This window comes from Endozoicomonas sp. SESOKO4, assembly GCF_024606275.1.
In genome coordinates, this window is sequence record NZ_JAHHPS010000264.1 from 1 (window position 1) to 1,447 (window position 1,447).

A 1,447-nucleotide genomic window follows, 5' to 3' on the forward strand; every position below is an offset into this window, starting at 1 on the left:
CCTCTCAAATGGGTATAAAAATCCTCAACCGGTCGAACAGAGTAATGGGGTTCTGACAATAAAAAATGATGTATCAGCTGCTTGCGGGTGTCCTCACTCATCTCATCACTCCTTAATATCTCCCTCAGACTGTCCTCCGGTTTTTTCCTGCGAGCGACTAATTCCCGACACTCCCTTAACTGCTCAGCATAATGAACAAGCTGTTGAAGCTGGTTGCTTAATAACTGGCAGCAATCGGGAGAAATAGTAATGCGATCAATCTTCAGATAAGGTATTGAGAAAAGACAGTGTTGAAAAGTGAATCCATCAGATTCTATCGCAACATCGGGATTAAGACGTTGCGCAAGCATGTTAAAATCCCAATGAGGTTCTTCAAAAAGGCCTGCTTTCTCAAAGAATATATCGAGATCAGACATAGCATTTAACACAATCATCAGTTTTTCAAAGGCAGCCTGCATAGCTTCACGTGTTTTCATTCCGGGACATTCGACGATTAATTGTCGCGCCACGGGGTTGCAGGTGAGCTTCATGTCATCAGCATTTTCATCCAGTTCGATCGCTTTCAGTAACTGAGCCATAAACCAGACACGCTGTAACTTGCCTGTACCAAAGGCCTTATCAAACTCGTCAGAAAATTTCAGCCGCAAGGTTCGTCCTTTTCCACCCTCTGCGTTTTCAAGCAATTCGACAAGAGCCACATGACCTCCCAATTTCAGATTAACGATCAATGCGTCATCCATACTAATGACAGTCACTTTACACACCGATTGTTCGATGGATTCCCTGACGGACGGACTCACTAGTGATGCCTTTTCACCCGACTTACCCGGAGTTGTGCAATCAACATAGGTGACTTTTTTTTCGGTGGATAGCCTGCCCTGATCCGACTCCATACTGACCGGTGCCAGAGCCTCTACGAAGCGCTGATGCAGGGTAAAAATCAGCTCATGGACACTTCGGACCTGTTTAGCCCTACCAGGGTCGAGTGCCTGAAGACAGAATTGCAGATGATGGCAGGCTGCCACCCACTGACGAAACGTTACCTGTCCTTCTTCACCATCATACGAGGGAAGGGTAATAGCCTTTAGTTCGGATTGGATGGTCTGTTTCAGCGCCTCGAACCGGTTGATCAGTTGCGATAACGCTTCCCTCTGTGACTTGAGCTGAGGTTGATCACTGTTACCCGCCAGCCGCAAGAATGCATGATAGCCATCCAGCAGTGCTTCAGCCCCCTGAACCAGTCGATTTACGCTTTCCTTAGTCTTTGCAAGTAGCTCTGACCGTTGTGGAGACATGCTCAATTTTACCGGGTTTGCCAGACAATCCAGCCCACCGCCGGGGGCAAAAAATGCCAACAAACGGGCATTTTGATCCGTGAGCCATTGAAAACCGCTGGCGACCAGTCGGAATGTGCCCTCTGGGGGAGATAAATCATCCCGTGATGGGA

1 protein-coding gene is annotated in these 1,447 nt (G+C 47.8%); it reads right to left on the reverse strand.

Annotation, left to right across the window (positions count from 1 at the left end; all coding sequences use genetic code 11):
• Positions 1-1,447: hypothetical protein (locus tag KDK16_RS04850; RefSeq protein ID WP_257274929.1), on the reverse strand; the 1,447-nt coding region annotated here is incomplete at both ends.